General features: G+C 49.5%; 15 protein-coding genes. 3 read left to right on the top strand and 12 right to left on the bottom strand.

Annotation, left to right across the window (positions count from 1 at the left end; translation table 11 throughout):
• The first annotated feature begins 203 nt into the window (after positions 1–203).
• Positions 204–1,031, top strand: coding sequence for an ABC transporter ATP-binding protein (locus tag NYE37_RS12950; RefSeq protein ID WP_049719587.1), 828 nt, complete (start codon positions 204–206; stop codon positions 1,029–1,031).
• A gap of 110 nt (positions 1,032–1,141) precedes the next feature.
• Here the strand turns inward: NYE37_RS12950 and NYE37_RS12955 are convergent, their stop codons facing one another.
• Positions 1,142–2,923, bottom strand: a complete 1,782-nt coding sequence (locus NYE37_RS12955; protein WP_049719586.1) for an adenine deaminase C-terminal domain-containing protein — start codon at positions 2,921–2,923, stop codon at positions 1,142–1,144.
• 122 nt (positions 2,924–3,045) lie between these two features.
• On the opposite strand from NYE37_RS12955, the gene NYE37_RS12960 reads away from it, so the two are divergent.
• Both NYE37_RS12960 and NYE37_RS12965 read left to right on the top strand, forming a co-directional pair.
• Positions 3,046–3,243 (top strand): YgaP family membrane protein, encoded by a 198-nt coding sequence (locus tag NYE37_RS12960; protein WP_037996180.1) that lies wholly within the window; start codon positions 3,046–3,048, stop codon positions 3,241–3,243.
• Positions 3,244–3,951: 708 nt separating this feature from the next.
• Complete coding sequence (locus tag NYE37_RS12965; protein WP_037996188.1) at positions 3,952–4,164, top strand: hypothetical protein; 213 nt, start codon at positions 3,952–3,954, stop codon at positions 4,162–4,164.
• 136 nt (positions 4,165–4,300) lie between these two features.
• Here NYE37_RS12965 and purD read toward each other — a convergent pair whose 3' ends face one another.
• The 11 genes from purD to purB all read right to left on the bottom strand — a co-directional run bounded on the left by purD (position 4,301) and on the right by purB (position 15,817).
• Positions 4,301–5,560, bottom strand: a complete 1,260-nt coding sequence (gene purD, locus NYE37_RS12970; RefSeq protein WP_037996191.1) for a phosphoribosylamine--glycine ligase — start codon at positions 5,558–5,560, stop codon at positions 4,301–4,303.
• A 23-nt stretch (positions 5,561–5,583) separates the two neighbouring features.
• Positions 5,584–5,856, bottom strand: coding sequence for a hypothetical protein (locus tag NYE37_RS12975; RefSeq protein ID WP_037996198.1), 273 nt, complete (start codon positions 5,854–5,856; stop codon positions 5,584–5,586).
• Positions 5,857–5,959: 103 nt separating this feature from the next.
• Positions 5,960–7,510 (bottom strand): bifunctional phosphoribosylaminoimidazolecarboxamide formyltransferase/IMP cyclohydrolase, encoded by a 1,551-nt coding sequence (purH, locus tag NYE37_RS12980; RefSeq protein WP_049719584.1) that lies wholly within the window; start codon positions 7,508–7,510, stop codon positions 5,960–5,962.
• A 33-nt stretch (positions 7,511–7,543) separates the two neighbouring features.
• On the bottom strand, positions 7,544–8,119 hold the full coding sequence (gene purN / locus NYE37_RS12985) for a phosphoribosylglycinamide formyltransferase (protein WP_037996205.1): 576 nt from the start codon (positions 8,117–8,119) through the stop codon (positions 7,544–7,546).
• Positions 8,110–9,153 carry a phosphoribosylformylglycinamidine cyclo-ligase gene (purM, locus tag NYE37_RS12990; RefSeq protein WP_037996208.1) on the bottom strand — a complete coding sequence of 348 codons (1,044 nt, stop codon included), beginning with the start codon at positions 9,151–9,153 and terminating at the stop codon, positions 8,110–8,112. The genes purN and purM overlap by 10 nt, the downstream gene beginning before the upstream one ends.
• Complete coding sequence (purF, locus tag NYE37_RS12995) at positions 9,150–10,574, bottom strand: amidophosphoribosyltransferase (RefSeq protein ID WP_037996212.1); 1,425 nt, start codon at positions 10,572–10,574, stop codon at positions 9,150–9,152. Before purF ends, purM begins: the two co-directional genes overlap by 4 nt.
• Complete coding sequence (gene purL / locus NYE37_RS13000; RefSeq protein ID WP_049719583.1) at positions 10,538–12,826, bottom strand: phosphoribosylformylglycinamidine synthase subunit PurL; 2,289 nt, start codon at positions 12,824–12,826, stop codon at positions 10,538–10,540. Before purL ends, purF begins: the two co-directional genes overlap by 37 nt.
• Positions 12,810–13,493, bottom strand: coding sequence for a phosphoribosylformylglycinamidine synthase subunit PurQ (gene purQ / locus NYE37_RS13005; protein ID WP_049719582.1), 684 nt, complete (start codon positions 13,491–13,493; stop codon positions 12,810–12,812). Before purQ ends, purL begins: the two co-directional genes overlap by 17 nt.
• 1 nt (position 13,494) lies before the next feature.
• Positions 13,495–13,746: a phosphoribosylformylglycinamidine synthase subunit PurS gene (gene purS / locus NYE37_RS13010; protein WP_037996215.1), complete on the bottom strand. Its 252-nt coding sequence runs from the start codon at positions 13,744–13,746 to the stop codon at positions 13,495–13,497.
• Positions 13,739–14,458, bottom strand: coding sequence for a phosphoribosylaminoimidazolesuccinocarboxamide synthase (gene purC / locus NYE37_RS13015; protein ID WP_037996219.1), 720 nt, complete (start codon positions 14,456–14,458; stop codon positions 13,739–13,741). Before purC ends, purS begins: the two co-directional genes overlap by 8 nt.
• A 60-nt stretch (positions 14,459–14,518) precedes the next feature.
• Entirely contained in the window at positions 14,519–15,817 is a 1,299-nt protein-coding gene (purB, locus tag NYE37_RS13020) for an adenylosuccinate lyase (RefSeq protein WP_121874500.1), read from the bottom strand.
• Positions 15,818–15,829: the final 12 nt, after the last annotated feature.

A 15,829-nucleotide genomic window follows, 5' to 3' on the forward strand; every position in this document is an offset into this window, starting at 1 on the left:
TTCAAGAAAAAAGCAACCCTTTCCCTACCATAAAGACTAATATATCCAAACCCTCTCTCCGGGTCAAATAGAAAATATCATTTATCTAAAAAGAATAAAATGGATTACAAATTTTAATCACGTTGACGATTGAAAATTATTCTCATAGAATGAAAGACAAATGCAAATGCTGTCCGATCAAGGGCTGACTGGAGGCGTTCCTATTGCAAAAAGGCATCATCGCTCACCAATTGACACTGGCATACGGCTCTTCCACCATCATCCGGGAATTAAATTTGGAAATCCCGCATGGAAAAATCACGGTTTTTGTCGGAAGCAACGGCTGCGGGAAATCGACTCTCCTGCGCTCGCTGGCGCGGCTTTTAAAACCGATCGCAGGGCAAATCACTTTAAATGGAAAAGAAATTCACAAACGTCCTTCCAAAGAAATCGCCAAACAGTTGGCGATCCTTCCCCAAGGGCCCGAAACCCCCGAAGGATTCACCGTGATGCAACTGGTCAAGCAAGGCCGTTATCCTTATCAAACCTGGGCCAGCCAATGGTCCAAGGAAGATGAAGAAAAAGTAATGTGGGCTTTAAAAATGACCCAAATGACGGAATATGCCGATCATCCCTTGGACTCCTTGTCAGGAGGGCAACGGCAACGTGCCTGGATCGCGATGACCCTGGCTCAAGACACGGATATCATTCTGTTGGATGAGCCGACCACCTATCTGGATGTTACTCACCAAATTGAAATTTTAGATCTTTTGTTTGACCTTAATCAAAAAGAAGGACGTACCATTGTGATGGTCCTGCATGATCTGAATTTGGCCTGCCGGTATGCCCATCATATTGTCGCCATTCAAAACCAAACCGTCTATGCCCAAGGCGCTCCGGAAAAGGTGGTCAACGAACGCATGGTGGAAGAAGTTTTCAAACTGAAGTCCAAGGTTACAACCGATCCGATTTTTGGCACCCCCTTGTGCATCCCTTACGGAAAAGGGCGCCGGATCTCTCAACAAACTTTCACAGCAACGGGGATTTCCTGAAATCCTCTGCGGCTGCCATTTTTATTATCCGAATTTTCCGCCATTTGGGAAGGGAAGAGGTGGGTCTCATCCAGAGAAGCCCACCTGCATTTTTCAGCGCTTCAAAACCACTATACCAACTCCAATAGCCGGCTGGAAGGATACTCCACTTTCTTCTTTTTCACTTGCATGATCCCCTCACTGGTGAGCCGGATATAAGGGAGATGCGTGGAAGATAAAAACGTCATGGTAAACAGCGGATCCAAATGGGAAAACCCATACTGTTTCAGTTCGTCAATAAAAAGCTCCAACCGTTCGATCAGTTCATCGATGGACAAATCCACCATGATGCCCAATAAAGGCAGAGGCAGATGAAACTTTTCCTTTCCATCCTGAATCCAAACCAATCCCCCTTGATCCCGGATCACTTGATTGGCAGCCATCGCCATCGCTTCCGGATCCCTTCCCAAAACCAATATATCGCGCGACCCCGTGTTGGTTGTCGCCATTCCGTCAATCCCGACGGCAAATCCGCGCAACAATCCGGGGGTGATCCATCGGCCGTTCCGGTCAATCAAAAAAGAAAACAGCCGTTCATCCCCCTCCGGCAAATAAACTTTTCCATCTTTTGCTTCCACTTTTTCTTTGGACCGTTTGGTGATCACGGAGTTGATCAATTGGATCACCGGAAATTTCTTTTTCCCCGGATCCGGAATGGTCAAGTCCTCCGGCTTCACTTCAAAGGATGACATATCCCACTTCATTCCCGCATAGACGGATTCACGCGACAATTTTTTCTCTTCCTTGTATCTTCCGTTTTCAGCAATCACTTCGCCGTTTGCCATCACCTTGACAGGAGTGGGATCATTTAATGAAGACAAAAAGTTAATGTCGGCGATCCGTCCCGGGGCAATCCCTCCCAAATGCTCATCCATACGGTAATAAACCGCCGGATTGATGGTTGCCATTTGGTAAGCATGAACCGGGGGACAACCGCTTTCGATGGCCAAACGAATCAAATAATCAACAAAGCCATCTTTAAAACATAACGGCGTCGCTCCGTCGCTTGTCATCATCAACCGGTGCCACGGCACATTCTCTTGCCGGACCAGTTCTTTCATGATCTCCGGAAGGTCCGGGCGGATGGAACTGTATCTCAAGGAGACCATATAACCCAAGCGGAGTCTATTTAATACTTCATCGCAGCTGATGCTTTCATGATCACCGGTCACGCCGGCCGCAGACAATCTGGCCAAAGTTTGATAAGAAGCCCCTGGAGCATGGCTCTCCACTTTTTTGCCTTGATTCTTGGCCAAAGTGATACAGGAAACCATTTTCTCATCGCCATCCAACAGGGACGCCCAGTCGGTCAGCTCGCCGGTTTGCACCACCTGGTCATAGCCGATCATTTCTGCCACCCGTTTTTGCTCAAACAATCCTTGCCGTTCATCCGGCAAAGTAGCTTGGGGATCCAGCCGTGCCCACCAGAAAAATTTAACGGGTGACTTCTTGAATTGATCCATCATATGTATGACTTGTGACAAATTTTTTTCGGCAAAAAAGACCACATTATCACAAATCAAAGTGGTGGTACCCAGTGATCCGGCTTTTTCAGCCAGTGTCAACGGATGGTAAATTTGTGACGGATGTGCGTGAGGTTCGATATATCCGGGGACCAACACCTGCCCGGTCGCATCCAGAGTGGGAATCTCTTCATCCAGCTTCAGCCCGCTTTGCTCCATCGGACCAACATAGGCCACTCTTTTTCCGGACAGGGCAATATCGGCTCTTTCCAGCTGTCCGGTGTATACATTCAGTACCGTTCCTCCCAAGATCAACTTGCTGGGGGCTATTCTTCCCATTGCCACATCAATCAACCTGTTTTGTTCCGCAGCTGAAATCTCGATGAACAATCTTTCTCTCCCCTTCAATTTTTGTACTTGCTAGTCGAACAACATTTTACCTGCCCACAGGTTGCATACTTCGGCGCACAACCTGCAAAAATAACAGTAACAAGCCGAAAGGAGGAATTCCTTTGCAAAAGAATGTGGGTACGTTGGATGCTTTGATTCGCATTACGTTCGGACTGGTTGGTTTGGCTTATTGTGCATCGACAAAACGACGTTTTCCTTGGTGTTTGGCGATTCATTCGGCTCTGAAAGTCGCAGAGGGGATCACCCGTTTTTGTCCAATTATCGCCATTTTCGGAAAAGAAAACAGAAACCTTTCATGAAAAAGTTATATTTAATTAAAACTATACAATATTAGAATGAATCATGGAATGGATGATTGCATTTTCATGACGGAATCTATGAAAATTTAATTTATTTCTCCCCTTTTTTCCTGATTTAGAAAAAGAAAGGGGAGACGCAATCATAAATAACATGAAAATATAAAAATATAAAAGAGAATCTCTTGATTAAATTCTGACTCTTTTGTATAATGATTTTCAAGAAAACCTGTCCCGCGGGTCACCTTCGAAATTTGACGGTTTCTGACATACGAGGTGTCTGCCAACACACAGGAAAACGCTTTCATTCGTGAAAAATTGATGAAAAATTCTTCATAAAAATCTCTCATCCACCTGATCGACAAGAATTTTAACGCTTTTTTCAGCCTTTTTCCTTCCTGTGCTGTAAGATGGCAGTTGATTAAATGCGTCAGATGGCGTAGAATCAAGCTAAGATCACCATAACACTTGTCCGACCTTTCCAACTCTTCATTCGACAAAAATCGAACTTTGGTAATATTGTATACAAATTTCGTCATTTTTTATCATGAATAAGCAGGATAATTTGTAACCTGACGTCGAAAAAAAGAATCAAGTTGATTTTGATTCAGAGGTGGCATTTCATAAAAAAAGTGGTACAATAAGGTTAATAGCAATGCGAACAAACGATCGGTTTTTTGAAAATTAAAACCGTTTAGGAGCGTGAGTTATATGTCTCTTAGCGAAATGGAAAAAGAAACTGTGATCCAATTTGATGAGTCGACCAATTTGGCCACCGTATACACCGCCAGCTGGACGGTTGCCCGTTCCCTGAAAAAAGCGGGTTACCAACCGGTCAAAAAAACACAAGGTGGTTGGTGGTTTAAGATCCCGGTCAATGGAATCAGCATTCAAGGTGAAAAAGAAACGACTCAAATTGGATAATCAATGAAAACGGCTTTTATTGCGCAACCGGTGCCGGTTGCCAAATTTAACGAGCCTGACCCAGTGGCTCGTTTTTATTATTTTCCTTACATATAAAAAAACTGCTGGTTTGGTTCCAGCAGTCCCGTTCAGCGATTTACAAAGCTTTCTTTGCAATATCTGTCCGGTAATGAACATTGTCAAACGAAATTTGTTTAACCCGCTCATAAGCCCGCGTTTGTGCTTCTTGAATCGACTCACCCCATGCCGTCACTCCCAAAACCCGTCCTCCTGCCGTTAACCACTCTTCACCGCTCAAAACCGTTCCGGAATGAAAAATCACCGTATCGGCAGCCGGTTTGTCAAGCCCCTGAATGGCCATTCCTTTTTGATACGATCCCGGATAACCGCCCGAGGCCAGAATCACGCAAACAGCAGCTTGATCACTCCACACGATGTCCTGTTCCGAGAGCTTGCCATCGATGACCGATTCCATGATTTCCACCAAATCCGTTTTCAGTCTGGGCAGCACCACTTGTGTTTCCGGGTCGCCAAAGCGGGCATTGAATTCGATCACTTTCGGCCCGGATGCGGTGATCATCAACCCCGCATACAAGACGCCTTTATACTCGATTCCTTCTTCCTGAAACGCCTTTTGTACAGGAAGCAAAATTGTTTCAACGGCTTCGCGGATCACTTCTTCCGGAATCTGGGGAACCGGTGAATAAGCGCCCATTCCCCCGGTGTTGGGGCCTTGATCATGATCGAACACCGGCTTATGGTCTTGAGCAACCACCATCGGTTTGACCGTTTTTCCGTCCATAAACGCCATCAACGACATTTCCTGACCGCTTAAAAACTCTTCAATGACAATCTCCCGGCCGGCATCGCCAAAAACCTTTTCTTCCATTGCGTCAATGACGGCTTTTTCCGCTTCTTCCACAGTGCTTGCCACCACAACCCCTTTTCCGGCAGCCAAACCATCCGCCTTAACGACAATGGGGGCTCCTTTCCCGCGGATATATTCAATCGCTTTCGAAGATTCCGTGAATGACTTGAAATCCGCCGTCGGAATTCCGTATTTTTTCATGAACTCTTTGGCAAAACGTTTGCTTCCTTCAATCCGTGCCGCTTCCCTGCGGGGCCCAAAGATGGCAAGCCTCTCTTCTTCAAAGCGGTCAACAATTCCCGACAACAAGGGAACTTCAGGACCGACCACCGTTAAATCCACCTTGGTTTCCTTTGCAAAGTGAACCAGCCCCTCAATGTCGGTGGCGGCAATATCCACACATTCGGCATCTTTCTGAATGCCTCCGTTGCCTGGTGCACAATACACTTTTTCCACCTTGGGGCTTTTGAGCAAACTCCAAACAATGGCATGTTCTCTTCCTCCGTTGCCGACAACCAGCACTTTCACTTATTGTCTCCTCCCCGCTCTTCTTATGAAATCATCAGGCTGATCGTAAACAATCCCAGTGTGACCATGATGCAGATAAAGGACCGCTCTTTATCCAAAGGGTTTTTATGGCGATAAGACCGTTTGGTTGTAAACACCCCGCCGATGATCATCGCCGCCATGTAAAAGACACCGCTTGCGGTCTGCAGTTGCCTTTGCCAAACAGCGGGATCCAGGTCATACGCCCAATAGGTCGTCACCCCGGTTAAAGCCAGAGCGATGCCGATCCACATGAGAGACCATGAAAGGAGACGCATCAACATTCCTCCTTTGTGCTATTTACATTTTCCACAAAAATTATTCTCAGTATACGCACAAGAAAAGGCTTCTGATACATCTCCCGTTCTCTTTCATGAATGATTAATGTTTAAAATGGCGAATGCCTGTGAACACCATGGCAATGCCGTGCCGGTTGGCTTCTTCGATGGACTCTTCATCCCGGATCGATCCGCCCGGTTGGATGATGGCAGTCACCCCAGCTTCGGCGGCGGCTTGTACCGTGTCCCTCATCGGGAAGAAAGCATCCGAAGCAAGCACGGATCCTTTGGAATCCTCTTTGGCCTGCTCAATGGCAATTTTCGCCGAACCAACCCGGTTCATCTGCCCGGCACCGACACCCACCGTCCGGAAATCTTTCGCCAACACAATGGCATTGGATTTGACATGTTTGACGACTTTCCAGGCAAACAACAATTGCTCCCATTCTTCTTCACTGGGTGCACGGTCTGTCACCACTTGGCATTCGTCTTTCGCCAAGCCCTTGAGGTCTTCTTCCTGTACAAGAAGTCCTCCGCCGATTGATTGCAATTTCAGCGGAATGTCCGCTTGTCCTTGCGCCGCTTCTGCCACGGTTAACAAACGCAAATTTTTCTTCGTTTTCAAAATCTCAAGGGCTTCCTCCGTAAAGGCCGGCGCCAGGATGATTTCCAAGAAGATTTTTTTCATTTCCACCGCCGTTTGGGCATCCACCGTCTGATTGGTTGCGACAATGCCTCCAAAAATGGATACCGGGTCGGCTTCATACGCTTTTTGATATGCCTCCAAAAGGTTGGAACCCAGTCCCACTCCGCAAGGATTCATATGCTTGATTGCAACGACGGCCGGCTGGTCAAATTCGCGCACCAGTTCCAAGGCGGCATTGGCATCATTGAGGTTGTTGTAAGACAGTTCTTTTCCGTTCAGTTGTTTGGCTCCGGCCAAAGTATGGCTGTGGTTGCCAAAGGTTTTTTTGTAGAAAGCCGCTTTTTGATGCGGGTTTTCCCCGTAGCGGAGCGATTGTGCTTTGGTGAATGTCATCGTCAGTTGTTCCGGGAACGGATTGTCCAGCAACTGATTAAAGTATCCGGCGATGAGCGCATCATAATAAGCCGTATGGTTAAAAGCTTTCGCGGCCAGATATCTTCTGGTTTCCAAGCTGGTGCTTCCCTGTTGCGACAATTCCCGGTAAACGCGGTCATAATCCTGAGGATCGGTCACGACTGTGACATCTTGATGATTTTTGGCCGCGGAACGAAGCATGGAAGGGCCGCCGATATCGATGTTTTCGATGGCATCTTCCAACGTTGCATCCGGATTTTCAATTGTTTTTTGAAAGGGATAAAGGTTGACGATGACCACGTCAATGGTCCCGATCCCGTTTTCTTTCAATTGCTCCAGGTGGGAAACGGCGTCCCGTTTGGCCAAAATCCCGCCGTGAATTTTGGGATGTAAGGTTTTGACCCGGCCATCCAATATTTCCGGAAACCCGGTGACTTCCGAGATATTTTTGACAGGAATCCCGGCTTCTTTTAATAACCGGCAGGTTCCTCCCGTTGAGATGATTTCCATATCCAAGGATGCCAGTTTCTGCGCGAAATCGACGATCCCGGTTTTGTCCGACACACTGATCAATGCGCGCTTTGCATTTGCCAATGTTCTGCCTCCCTTATCAGCTGTACTGTTCTTCTAATCCCCGATTTCACCGGCAATCCATTTTTGAACAACTTCGGGATACAACCGGTGCTCTGCCTGATGCATTTTTTCCTCAAATGTTTCCAGAGTGTCCCCTTTTTCAATAGAAACCGGGACTTGTGCCAAAATCCGTCCGGTATCCATTCCTTCATCCACCAGGTGAACCGTGACGCCGGACACACACACCGGATGGCGGTAGGCTTTTAATATGGCATCTTTTCCGGGAAATGCCGGCAACAAAGACGGATGGATATTGATTATCCGGTCGGGATATGCCTCAAGCAAAGTCGGGCCAATCAACCGCATATATCCTGCCAGCACAATCCGGTCAATCCCATGTTCCTTTAACACCCCGAGCAGCCATCTTTCATAAGACGCTTTATCGGCAAATTCCTTGGGGCTCCGTTGAATGGCCGGAATCTTCAACCGCTGGGCACGCCCGATCACACCGGCTCCCGGCCGGTCGCAAAACAACAGCCTGATTTCATCTGCCCAAGCGTGCTTGCGGGAATGGTGGACCAGTGCTTCAAAGTTGCTCCCGTTTCCGGATGCAAAAATGGCTACACCCACTTTGCATCCCCTCCTGCCCACCGGACAGGTTGTGTTCCGCTCCCGATGTTTCCGATCACCCAAGCCTTCTCACCAAGTTGCCCGGCAGCTTGAAGCACCGCTTTGGCCTCTTCTTCGGGAACGATCAGAACCATGCCGATTCCCATGTTGAATGTTTGGTACATTTCTTCAATACCAATGGCTCCTTCTTTTTGAATCAAGGAAAAAATCGGTGGGATCTCCCATGAAGACCGGTCAATCAAGGCACAAGCCCCCTCCGGCAAAACGCGGGGAATATTTTCCACAAACCCGCCTCCGGTGATGTGGGCCATGCCTTTGATGGTAAATTCCCGGAGAAGCGTCCATATGGTTTTTACATAAATGCGGGTCGGGGTGAGCAACTCTTCGCCCAAGGTTTGTCCCAGTGCCGGAATTTCTTCGTGAAGCGAATGTTTTCGGTCTTGAAGCAGCACTTTCCGCACCAGGCTGAACCCGTTGCTGTGGAGTCCGCTGGAAGCAAGCCCGATCAAGACATCGCCTTCTTGAATGTCCTTCCGCGGCAAAAGATCTTTCTTCTCGGCAACCCCCACTGCAAACCCGGCAATATCATATTCTCCCGATGAATACATCCCGGGCATTTCTGCTGTTTCTCCCCCGATCAACGCACAGCCTGCCTGTTCGCATCCATCGGCGATCCCCTTGATCACTTGTTCGGCCTGTTCGGGCAAAAGGCGGCCGGTTGCCAAATAATCCAGGAAAAACAAGGGCTCTGCCCCTTGAACAATGATATCATTCACACACATGGCCACACAATCCACGCCGACGGTGTCATGTTTGTCCATCATCATGGCAATCAAAAGTTTGGTCCCGACGCCGTCGGTTGCCGATACCAACACCGGCTCCTCATAAGGCTTTAAGGCAAACAATCCGCCAAATCCGCCGATGTTCCCCAACACTTCGGGACGCATGGTTCTTTGCACATGCTTTTTGATCCGTTTGACAGTCTCATTGCCGGCTTGGATATCGACTCCTGCGGCCTTGTACGCTTGACTCATGATTTCCCCTCCAATGCCAGTCCCTCTTCCACTTCGGTCGGATATTCACCGGTGAAACAAGCCAGACAGTGCCCGTGGTTTTGATCGGATGAAGTGTATCCAATGGCATTCAGCATTCCCTTGGCGCTGAGAAAAGCCAGCGAATCGGCGCCAATCTCTTTGCAAATTTCATCGATGCTTTTCACCGCCGCCACCAACTGTTTGCGGTCCGGCGTGTCAATTCCGTAAAAACACGGATTTTTCACAGGAGGGGAACTGATGCGGACATGAACTTCCGTGGCGCCCGCTTCCCGCAACATCCGTACAATCCGGCGGCTGGTGGTGCCCCGGACAATCGAATCGTCCACCATGACGACTCTTTTTCCGGAAACCACACCCTCCACGGCGCTTAACTTCATCCGCACGCCTTGTTCCCGCAATTCCTGGCTCGGTTGAATGAAAGTCCGTCCGATATAGCGGTTTTTAATCAATCCCAACTCGTACGGAATGCCTGTGGCTTCGGCAAACCCGATTGCCGCTGAGGTGCTGGAATCCGGCACCCCGGTCACCACATCCGCTTCCACCGGTGCTTCTTGCGACAAGATTCTTCCCATCCGCTTGCGGGCCGCATGCACATTCACCCCGCGGATCAAACTGTCCGGACGGGCAAAATACACATATTCAAATGCGCAAAGCGCGCGTTCTCTTTTTCCGGCAAACCGGGTGGTTTTCATCCCGCCGTTCCGGTCGAAAACAATCATCTCCCCCGGTTCGATTTCTCTTACCAATTCTGCGCCGATCACATTAAACGCACAGGTTTCGGATGAAAAGACATGAGCCTCTCCGATTTTCCCCATGGCAAAAGGACGAAGGCCGTGCGGATCCGAAGCGACGATCAATTGATCATTGGTCAGGATGAGCAAAGCATAGGCGCCGACCACTTGCTTCAGGGCTTCTTTGACGGCTTCTTCCAATGTCGGGGCTTTGGAACGGGCAATCAAATGGGCAATGACTTCCGTATCGGATGTGGTTTGAAAAATGGATCCTTCTTTTTCCAGTTGCAAGCGCAACCGTTTGGCATTCACCAAGTTGCCGTTGGTCGCAATCGCCAATTTGCCCGACGAAAAATTAAAGACCAAGGGTTGGGCATTTTCCAATCCTGATCCCCCGGAGGTGGAGTACCGGACATGGCCGATGGCGGTGGTTCCCTTTAACCCTTTCAAATTCGCGGAATCAAACACTTCGGTCACCAGCCCGGTCCCCCGTTTGGCAAACAATTCCCCGTCCTCAGCGGAAACAATACCGGCACTTTCCTGCCCCCGGTGTTGCAAAGCGTGCAAGCCGTAATATGTGAGCAGCGCGGCATCCGGATGTCCGATGATCGCAAATACACCGCATTCTTCGTTTAACTCATCGAAGTCGAAGATGGATTCATCGCGCATGAAATGGCAGCCTCCCATCGTTTGCTCAAAAGATCAACATCTTGGTGAATAACACCGCGCCCGTTTACCGAGACCTTCAACTTACGTTCACCGGTCACTTCCCCGATTTTGCGGCAAGGAACTCCGTATTGGCGGGCAATCTCCTGAATCTGACCCGCATTTTCCGGGGAAGCGGTGATCAAAATGCGCGACTGACTTTCACTGAACAAACAGACGGCCGGTGCCAAGTCAGTCTCCACGAAGACGGTTGCCCCTTTTCCGCCGGAAATACAAGATTCGGCCAGAGCCAAAGCCAAACCGCCTTCGGACACATCATGCGCCGATTGGACGTATCCGGAACGAATGGCTTGAAGAACCGCTTTTTGCACAGCCTGTTCTTTCTGAAGATCACATACCGGCGGCCGGCCGCTGACCAAGCCCGTGATCAGATGTTGCAACTCGCTTCCTCCCAATTCGGCATAAGTGTCCCCCAGGAGAATAATCACATCCCCGTCGTTTTTAAACGCTTGCGTCGTGATATGCTCCCGCTTTTGGATCAGCCCGACCATTCCCACCACCGGAGTCGGGTAAATCGGATTTCCTTTGGTTTCGTTGTATAAGCTGACATTTCCGCCAATAACTGGGGATTCAAGCACGCGACAAGCCTCGGACATGCCGTCAATCGCCTTGGACAGCTGCCAATACACTTCTGGTTTTTCCGGGTTTCCGAAATTCAGGCAATCCGTGATGCCCAAAGGCTCAGCCCCGGAACAAACCACATTTCGCGCCGCTTCACTGACGGCAATTTTTCCTCCCTGAACCGGATCAAGGTAAACATAACGCCCGTTTCCGTCGGTGGACATGGCCAAGGCTTTCTCCGTCCCGCGAAGAATGACCACCGCGGCATCCGATCCCGGCCGCACCGCCGTGCTGGCACGCACCATGTGGTCATATTGGCGGTAAACCCACTTTTTGCTTCCCATGTTGGGGGAAGAAACCATCTGCAAAAGCGCTTGCCCCGGATCAATATCTTTCAAGTCTTCTTCCGGTTGGACCGAGGCATTTTGCACATAATATTCTGGGACTTTTTCCTCCCGGGTATAAACCGGAGCATCATCCACCAACGTGTTGACAGGAATGTCGGCAACCAATTGATTTTGGGAATAAATCCGGTAACGATCCCCTTCAGTCACCTGCCCGATCACGGCGGATTGCAAGCCCCACTTCTTGCAGATGTTCATGATTTCTTGCTCCCGCCCTTTTTCCACCACCAGAAGCATCCGTTCCTGGGATTCGGAAAGCATGATCTCATAGGGGGTCATTCCCTTTTCGCGCTGGGGAACCAGATCCAGATTCAGTTCCAATCCGTGCCCGCCTTTGGCCGCCATTTCGGCACTGGAACAGGTGAGTCCGGCGGCGCCCATGTCCTGAATCCCGATCAACATTTCCTTTTTCACCATTTCCAAACAAGCCTCAAGCAGCAGCTTCTCCATAAACGGATCGCCGACTTGAACCGCCGGACGTTTTTCCCCGGCCGATTCATTCAACTCTTCACTGGCAAACGTGGCTCCGTGGATCCCGTCCCGTCCGGTGCTGGAACCGACATAAATCACGGGATTTCCCGGACCAATGGCAACCCCTTTTTGCAACTCGTCATGATTCAAGACACCCACGCACATGGCATTGACCAACGGATTGCCGTCATATGCATCGTCAAAAACGACTTCCCCGCCCACGGTCGGGATGCCGATGCAATTTCCGTAATGGGCAATCCCGGCCACAACTTGTTCAAACAGATAACGGACCCTCGGGGAACGCAAATCGCCAAACCGGAGCGAATTTAAAAGCGCAACGGGTCTGGCGCCCATGGAGAAGACATCCCGGATGATGCCGCCCACCCCGGTTGCGGCCCCCTGGAACGGTTCAATGGCTGAAGGGTGATTGTGACTTTCGATTTTAAAAACAACGGCTTGGCCATCATCAATGTCGATCACCCCGGCTCCCTCCCCGGGCCCTTGAATCACCCTTGGGCCCTGGGTCGGAAACCGCTTCAACAACGGTTTTGAATTTTTATAACTGCAGTGTTCTGACCACATGACACTGTAAATCCCTGTTTCCGTCCAGTTCGGCAAACGTCCCAGATGCCCGGCAATTTGTTCAAACTCCTGATCCGACAGCCCCATCTCCCGGTATAATTTTTTCTCCTTGATCACTTCCGGGGAGGGTTCATTGCCCAACTTCTCGATCACTTTGTTCTCAAGCTGCACCGCCATTCTCCTTCCCGTATTTCAACATCGATTGAAACAGGCGTCTTCCGTCTTCGGATCCCATCCACTCGTGAATTGCCCTTTCCGGGTGGGGCATCATGCCCAGCACGTTTCCTTCCCGGTTGCAAATGCCTGCGATGTTTTGCACGGAGCCGTTGGGATTTTCATCCGCATAACGAAACACAATCTGCCCGTTTTCTTCCAACCTGGCGAGGGTCTTTTCATCACAGTAATAATTGCCTTCCTGATGCGCGATCGGAATCCGGATCCGTTCGCCTTCCTGATACTGCATCGTAAACGGGGTTTTGGCGTTTTCCACGCGCAGGGTCTGAAAATCACAGAGAAAAGAAAGGTTTTTGTTTTTCAACATCGCTCCCGGCAACAATCCGCTTTCCAGCAAAATTTGAAATCCGTTGCAGATGCCGATCACCAGTTTTCCGTCTGCCGCTGCTTTTTTGACACCTTGCATCACCGGGGAAAACCGTGCAATGGCACCGGAGCGCAAATAATCGCCGTAAGAAAATCCTCCCGGCAAAATCACGGCATCATAGGAAGACAAATCCGATTCATGATGCCATACCGGTGTCACCGGTTCGCCCAATACGTCTTCAACCGCATGGATACAGTCCATGTCACAATTGGATCCGGGAAATACGGGAACCGCAAATTTCACGTCAGGACACCCTCTCCACTTCAAAGGTATAATTTTCGATCGTTGGATTGGCCAACATTTTTTCACACATCGCCTGAACCTGTTTTTCCGCCTCTTCCCGGCTGTCGCATTCCAGCATCATCTCCAGGCGCTTGCCGATGCGGACATCGCTCACTTTTTGAAACCCGAGGGAATGCAGTGAACTTTTGACGGCCACTCCCTGCGGATCCAGAACACTTTCTTTCAGCGACACGAAAATTTCAGCTTTAAACATGGCTATCCCCTTCCAAACGATTCCAAATTTTTTGATAAGATTCCACAACCTGGCCGAGATCACGGCGAAAACGATCCTTATCCAGACGCTCCCCGGTTTCTTTATCCCAAAAGCGGCAAGTATCCGGTGAAATTTCGTCCGCCAACAATATTTCGCCCTTTTCATCCGTTCCAAATTCCAATTTAAAATCCACCAGCACAATTCCCCGTTGATCCAACCATTCCGACAAAAAGCGGTTTACCTTTAAAGCCGTCTCTTTGAGCCGGGCTCTTTGCGCAGGGGTCGCCAGATTCAAAATGGCCACGTGGTCTTCCGTCAAAAGCGGGTCCCCCAGCTCATCGTTTTTGTAATAAAACTCCACCACCGGTTGCGGCAGGATTTTTCCTTCTTCCAGCCCCAGCCTTTTGGCCATGGAACCGGCCACCCGGTTTCTCACCACCACTTCCAGCGGGATGATGTTCACCTTTTTCACCAGTTGCTCGCATGCGGAAACTTCTCTTACAAAATGATGTGGAATGCCTTCTTTGGTTAACAATTGAAAGAAGAAGGAACTGATCCGGTTGTTCAATTCGCCTTTGCCTGAAAGCTCAGCCCGCTTCTCACCGTTAAAAGCCGTTGCCGCATCCTTGTAGCGCACCAGAACCAAGGAAGGGTCACCGGTTTTAAAAATTTGCTTGGCCTTTCCTTCATATAACATCTCCAAGGTATCCATTGGCCTGCTCCTTTCAAAGGAAGGTGGGAGGGAAGCCGGAAAACCGGCTTCACCGCGAAATCAATCATCCAATCCCAACCGGGTGAAAATCGTGTCCACTTGTTTTAAGTGGTAACGGTAATCAAAACAATCTTCCACCTCTTCGGGGGTTAATGTCCGGGAAATCAACTCGTCTTGTTCCACCAGAGGCTTAAACGGACGCTGTTCTTCCCAAGCCTGCATGGCCAAACGCTGCACACGGTCATAAGCCTCTTCCCGTTTCAATCCTTTATTGATGAGACTGAGCAGCACCCGTTGCGAATAAATGAGCCCGAAGGTCCGTTCCATATTCCGTTTCATATTTTCCGGGAATACGGTTAAATCACGAACGATGTTGGTGAAACGATTCAACATATAGTTGAGCAAAATCGTGGAATCCGGCAAAATCACCCGTTCCACCGATGAATGGGAAATATCCCGTTCATGCCAGAGAGAAACATTTTCATATGCAGAGACCATGTGTCCGCGAACCACTCGGGCCAATCCGCTGATGTTTTCACAACCGATCGGATTGCGTTTGTGCGGCATGGCCGATGATCCTTTTTGTCCTTTGCGGAAGGGCTCTTCCACTTCCCGGGTCTCGCTTTTTTGCAAACCGCGAATCTCGGTGGCAAACTTCTCCAGCGATGTGGCAATCAGGGCCAAGGTGGAGACGTATTGCGCATGACGGTCGCGTTGCAGGGTTTGCGTCGAAATCGGGGAATGTTTCAACCCCAGTTTTTCGCAAACATATTTCTCCACAAAGGGATCAATATTGGCATACGTTCCGACCGCCCCGGAAATTTTTCCGACCCGCACGGTCTCCATGGCTTGCACGAAGCGCTCTCTGTTTCGTTTCATCTCTTCCAGCCACAGGGCCATTTTCAATCCGAATGTGGTCGGTTCGGCATGAACCCCGTGGGTGCGCCCCATCATGACGGTGTATTTATGCTCTTTGGCTTTTTCTTTCAACACCTCAATCAAACGGTCCAGGTCTTTCAGCAAAATTTCATTGGCTTGCTTTAAGAGATAGGAAAGCGCCGTATCCACCACATCGGTGGAGGTCAATCCGTAGTGGACCCATTTGGATTCCGGGCCCAATGTTTCCGCCACTGCCCGGGTGAAGGCCACCACATCATGGCGCGTTTCCTGTTCAATTTCATAAATGCGGTTCACATGAATTTCCGCGTTTTTGCGGATCTGTTTGACGTCTTCTTCCGGAATGACGCCCAATTTGGCCCAAGCTTCGCAGGAAAGGATTTCTACTTCCAACCATGCTTGGTATTTGTTTTCTTCGGTCCAGATTTGTCCCATCTCGGGTCGCGTATAACGTTCAATCATTGCTTTTCCACC

The sequence above is a fragment of the Thermoactinomyces sp. FSL K6-2592 genome (assembly GCF_038006465.1).
GTDB classification, from domain to species: Bacteria; Bacillota; Bacilli; order Thermoactinomycetales; family Thermoactinomycetaceae; genus Thermoactinomyces; species Thermoactinomyces vulgaris.